This window comes from Kitasatospora sp. NPDC058243 (assembly GCF_042882025.1).
Classification (GTDB): domain Bacteria; phylum Actinomycetota; class Actinomycetes; order Streptomycetales; family Streptomycetaceae; genus Kitasatospora.
Map to the genome: position 1 here is coordinate 1 of NZ_JBHVWW010000048.1, position 5,322 is coordinate 5,322.

General features: G+C 74.7%; 4 protein-coding genes. 1 reads left to right on the top strand and 3 read right to left on the bottom strand.

What is annotated here, in order from left to right; translation table 11 throughout:
- From ACFVX9_RS26870 to ACFVX9_RS26880, 3 genes are all read right to left on the bottom strand, one after another.
- A partial coding sequence (locus ACFVX9_RS26870) for a 1-phosphofructokinase family hexose kinase (RefSeq protein ID WP_387983884.1) occupies positions 1-661 on the bottom strand: 661 nt, incomplete at its 3' end.
- Positions 658-1,608, bottom strand: coding sequence for an ROK family protein (locus tag ACFVX9_RS26875; protein ID WP_387983887.1), 951 nt, complete (start codon positions 1,606-1,608; stop codon positions 658-660). The genes ACFVX9_RS26875 and ACFVX9_RS26870, both read right to left, overlap by 4 nt.
- A 101-nt stretch (positions 1,609-1,709) precedes the next feature.
- Entirely contained in the window at positions 1,710-2,597 is an 888-nt protein-coding gene (locus tag ACFVX9_RS26880; protein WP_387983889.1) for an SIS domain-containing protein, read from the bottom strand.
- Between the two features lie 242 nt (positions 2,598-2,839).
- On the opposite strand from ACFVX9_RS26880, the gene ACFVX9_RS26885 reads away from it, so the two are divergent.
- Positions 2,840-5,095: an RICIN domain-containing protein gene (locus tag ACFVX9_RS26885; RefSeq protein ID WP_387983892.1), complete on the top strand. Its 2,256-nt coding sequence runs from the start codon at positions 2,840-2,842 to the stop codon at positions 5,093-5,095.
- Positions 5,096-5,322: the final 227 nt, after the last annotated feature.

Below are 5,322 nucleotides of genomic sequence, written 5' to 3' on the forward strand. Positions count from 1 at the left end.
CGTCGGGGCCGAGCGAGGCGACCCCCGCCCGGGCGCCGGCGTCGCCGAGGGCGTGTGCCACACGGAGCGGGTCGGCGATGCCGGTGGCGCGGCGCAGTTCGACCGCGTTCGGCTTGACGGCCGTGGGCCCGGCCGCCAGTGCCCCGGTGAGCGCGGCGCCGTCGGCGTCCAGGACGACCGGCACGCCGTACTCGTGGGCGAGGCGGACCAGGTCCGCGTAGGCGTCGCCCGGCAGGCCCGGCGGCAGGCTCCCGGACAGCACCAGGGCCCGGGCGGTGGGGAGCAGACCGCGGACGGCGGCGCGCAGGGCCGTCCAGTCCTCGGCGGAGAGCTCCGGTCCGGGCTCGTTCAGCACGGTGGCGTCGACGGCGTCGACCACGGCGACGGTGCGCCGGGTCGACGTGCCGGCGGCGAGCGGGACGCCCAGGCAGGCGATGCCGGCCCGGTCGAGGTCGGCCCGCAGCACCGCACCGGTGGACCCGCCGAGCGGCAGGACGGCGGTGGTGCGCCGACCGAGGCCGTGCAGCACCCGGGCCACGTTCACGCCCTTGCCGCCGGCCTGTTCGTGGACGGAGGCCACCCGGTGGCTGGTGTGCGGGCGCAGCGCCGGCACGCCGTAGGTGATGTCCAGGGCGGGGTTCGGGGTCACGGTGACGATCACGGCGCCGGGCTCCCTTCCGGGGCCGCGCGGCCGGCCGCCGCGTCCAGGGCGCGCAGTCCGGCGCCCAGGCAGCCGGCCCGGTCCCCGAGCGCGGCGGGCACCAGGCGCGGCGCGACCTGGATCCGGGCGCGGGCGGCCAGCGCGGCGGCCAGCGGGGCGAGCAGCAGGTCGCCGGACTGGGCGAGGCCCCCGCCCAGGACGACCAGCGGCGGGTCCAGCACCAGGGCGACCGTCAGCAGGGCGTCGGCCAGGGCGTCGACCGCCTCCTGCCAGACGGCGCCGGCCGCCCCGTCCCCCTCGGCGGCCAGCCGCGCCACCTCCGGTGCGAGAGCCGGCCGGCCGGTGGCCTCGGTGTAGCGCCGCGCCACGGCGGCCGCCGAGGCGTAGGTCTCGGCGCAGCCCCGGGCCCCGCAGGCGCACGGTTCCCCGCCCGGGCGCACCACGAGGTGGCCGATCTCCCCGGCCCGGTGGTGCGCGCCGGGCAGGGCGCGGCCGCCGGTCATGACGGCGGCGGCGATGCTCGTGCCGACCGGGACGAACAGGAAGCGCTCCTCGCCGCGCCCGGCTCCGAGCCGGGCCTCGGCCACGCCGCCGGCGCGCACGTCGTGGGTGACGGCCACGGGCAGGCCGGTGCGCTCGGCGACGAGCTCCCGGAACGGGACGTCCCGCCAACCGATCGTGGCGGAGTAGACGCCCGTCCCCGTGGCCTCGTCGACGATGCCGGGAACGGCCAGGCCGACGGCGTCGACCTCCGTGCCCTGCCGCCCGGCCTCCCGCCGCACGTCCTCGACCAGGTCGACGACGGTGGCCACGACGGCCTCCGGGCCCCGTTCGCGCCCGGTGGCGCGCCACGCCTGGTGCCGGACGGCCGCCTCCCGGTCCAGCAGGGCGGCCTTGATGCCGGTGCCGCCGACGTCCACGGCGACGACCAGGCGCTGCCCGGTCATGGGCTGACGCCGGTCGGGCACGGGCTGACGCCGGCCGGTCGTGGACCGAGGTCGGTCGGTCGTGGGCCGAGGCTGGTCGGTCATGAGCCGAGGCTGGTCGGTCATGAGCCGGCGAGCACCACGGACCGGGTCAGGTTGCGCGGCCGGTCCGGGTCCAGGCCCTTCGCGGCGGCCAGCGCGGCGGCCAGCCGGTGGACGCGCACCAGTTCCGCGAGCGGGTCGAGCCGGCCCTCGATCCAGCGGGCGCCGGTGCCCCGGACCTGCTCGGCCAGGCCCACCGGTGCGGCGCCCAGCATCCAGGTGGCGGTGGACGGCGCGGCGATGCTGATCGGGCCGTGCCGGTACTCCATCGCCGGGTACGCCTCGCTCCAGGCGAGCGCGGCCTCGCGCAGTTTGAGGCCGGCCTCGTTCGCCAGGCCGACCGTCCAGCCGGTGCCGAGGAAGGTGAACTGGGTGCAGTCCACCAGGCCTTCGGGCAGCGGCTCCGCCAGGGCCGCCCGGCCGTCGGCCTCCACCGCCTCGGTGTGCAGGCCCAGGTGGGCCCGCAGCAGGGTGAGCGCCGTGGTGGCGAACCTGGTCTGCACCACGGATCGCTCGTCGGCGAAGTCCAGCACGGCGATGTCGTCGGCCGCGGTCATCACCGGAGTCCGCGGGTCGGCGGTGACGGCCGCGGTGCGGACCTTTCCGCGCACCCGCTCCAGCAGGGCCAGGACCTCGGTCGTGGTGCCGGAGCGGGTCAGCGCGATCACGCGGTCGTACGAGCGGACGCCCGGGAACTCGGAGGCGGCGAAGGCGTCCGTGACGCCCTGTCCGCTCGACTCCCGCATGGCGGCGTACGCCTGGCCCATGAACAGCGACGTCCCGCAGCCGATCACCGCGACCCGTTCACCGGCCTCCGGCAGCGCCGTGCACTCCGCCGCGGCGACTTCCGCCGCGCGGCGCCAGCAGTCCGGCTGGCTGGCGATCTCGGCCTCGACATGGGTCGCCATCGGCCACCTCCACTTGATTGTTGCTGATACCTGCTTCTTTCTGGCCAGATTCAAGCATCTTCAAGCACGCCATGGAACCCGTCTGCGCAATTTGTTGCTCAGAGGTGTTGACAGTTGCGCGCAAGAAGGCCGGATACTGCATGCCATCGCCGGGCTCGGCGGTCGCGCCCCCAACGACGACCGGCGGGCCCGAGCAGCACCGCCCACCCCCGCCCCGACGGTGCAGCACCGAAGGAGACCTCGTGTCCGCCCCACCCCGCAGAGCACTCGCCGCCGTCCTCGCCCCCGCGCTCCTGGCGCTGAGCGCGGGCCTCGCCCCGGCCGCGTCGGCCGCCCCCGAACCGTCAGCCGCCCCGGCCGGCGGCCCGTCAACCGCCCCGTACACCGTGAGCGTCGGCAAGCCGGTCGGCTACGCCCACCCCACCGACACCCCCGCCGTCCCGTACACCGACAAGGACGGCACCTTCTACTTCCAGCAGTCCGCCGCGCTCTACGGCGCGAACGACCCGCGGTACTGGGACTTCTTCACCGGCAAGGACTTCGACTCCGCCACCCGGTCCAGCGCGCTCAGCAACGCCGTCAACCCCGCCAACCCCCAGGACCGCAACAACGACACCACCTGGCGCTGCAACAACAGCCCCACCGGCCTGACCTCGACCTCCGCGCCCGCCGGGTCGGGCTACGCCCAGAAGAACTACTGCGACCTCTCCGGCATCTGGGTCGACCCGGACACCGGCGACTGGTACGGGCTGGTGCACAACGAGTTCACCCCGCAACCCTTCGGCGACGGCCTCCACTTCGACGCCATCGACTACGCCGTCTCCAGCGACCAGGGCCGGACGTGGACCATCAAGGACCACGCCATCACCTCGCCGTACAGCACCCAGCGGGGCGACACCGCGGCCTTCCCGAACCAGACCTTCGACTACGGTGACGGCGACCAACGCCTGTTCGTCGACACCGCCTCGGGCTACTTCTACGTCTACTACGGCTCGCGGATCGTCGACAAGGGCGGTAGCTGGAAGGCCTTCCACGAGCACGTCGCCCGGGCCCCGATCGCCGCCAAGATGGCACCCGACTCGTGGCAGAAGTGGTACGACGGCGCGTGGTCGCAGCCCGGCACCGGCGGCCAGGAGAGCAACCTGGTGCCCGCCGACTCCGCCCACCCCACCGGCTACACCCCGGTCGGCGACGAGTACGACCCGGCGAACACCGGCACCGTGGCCCAGCAGGTCGCGGCCGGCACGATGCCCCCCACCTCACCGCTGTTCGTCATGGACATCACCTACAACGCCTACCTCGGGCTGTACATCGCCGAACCGCAGGCCGTCGACCAGAGCGGCTCCGCGCCCCAGCAGTACTACGCCACCACCGACCTCGCCAGCCAGAAGTGGGTGCCGATCGGCGACACCGGCGGCTACCACACCGCGTCCTGGTACCGCTGGTTCCTCGACAGCGCGAACCGCACCAACACCACGATCGTCGGCAAGACCTTCCGCTCGTACTGCGCCTTCGGCTGCTCCAACGGCGCGTCCGGCGAGTACGTGGACGTGACGATCGACGGCACCGCGCCCGCCGCTCCCCCCGTCGACCCCGGCAAGACCTACCGGATCGGCAACGCCGACGGCCGGGTCCTCGCCCAGGTCGCCGGCGGCCCCGCCACCACCTCGCTGGCCGCCGGCACCGGCTCCGCCCTGGAGGCCTGGAGCTTCACCACCAACGGCGACGGCTCCTACCGGATCGCCAACGCCGCCACCGGCCGCCTGCTCGGCGTCGACTCCACCGCCACCGCCGGCCGCGCCTGGGGCGCCCGCCCCACCGCCACCGCCGCCGGCCCGGGCGGGCCCACCGTCGGCCAGCAGTGGTTCGTCATCCCCGGGAAGTCCGCCGAGGGAACCGCCACCGGCGCGTTCAAGCTGGTCAACCGCTACAGCGGACTCGTCCTCGGCCTCTCCGCCACCAACAGCCGGTCCACCGAGACCACCCCCACCCGCAGTTGGGCCGACACCACCGGCAACCCCGTCGGCGGCACCCGCGGCCCCGGCGAGCAGACCCTCACCCTGACCGCCACCGGCACCGTGCCCAACCCCCCGCTGGACGGCACCCACACCCTGACCACCGCCGGCAAGGCCCTCGACGACCCCGGCCACTCCACCGCCCAGGGCACCCAACTGGTCACCTGGGCCCCCAACGGCGGCCCGAACCAGACCTGGGTGCTCACCCGGCAGGCGGACGGCGGCTACCAGATCGCCAACGGCGAGTCCCACCTGTGCATGGACGTCGACGGCGGCTCCACCTCCGCCGGCGCCAAGGTGATCCAGTGGGCCTGCACCGGCGGCGGCAACCAGCGCTGGCAGCTCACCCCCGCCGCCGGCGGCTACCGGATCACCTCCCAGAAGAGCGGCCTGCTCCTCACCACCGCGTCCACCGCCGACGGCGCCCGGACCACCCAGCAGCCCGACACCGGATCACCCCTCCAGGTCTGGGCGGTCGACTGACCATCCGGCAGTATCCAACCTCCCTTCCCCCTCGGTCAGTTGGCGAGAATCTGCCAGTGCGGAAGCGGGCCCGTTGACCTCCGGACCGCTGGGCGTTTGGCTCTCCCCAGCCAGTTGCGTGGGTAGTGTCCCCCACCCAGGCGGGGTTGGCCCGGCCGCTGGCCGCTCACAAAGGGGGGGAACACACCCCTAAAACCACGACACCCCAACGTGGGGCTCTTTCCTGG

What these genes read in the sequence shown, in the direction of transcription:
- ACFVX9_RS26875 (WP_387983887.1), bottom strand. Translation starts at nt 1,608, where the DNA reads ATGACCGGGCAGCGCCTGGTCGTCGCCGTGGACGTCGGCGGCACCGGC.
- ACFVX9_RS26880 (WP_387983889.1), bottom strand. Translation starts at nt 2,597, where the DNA reads ATGGCGACCCATGTCGAGGCCGAGATCGCCAGCCAGCCGGACTGCTGG.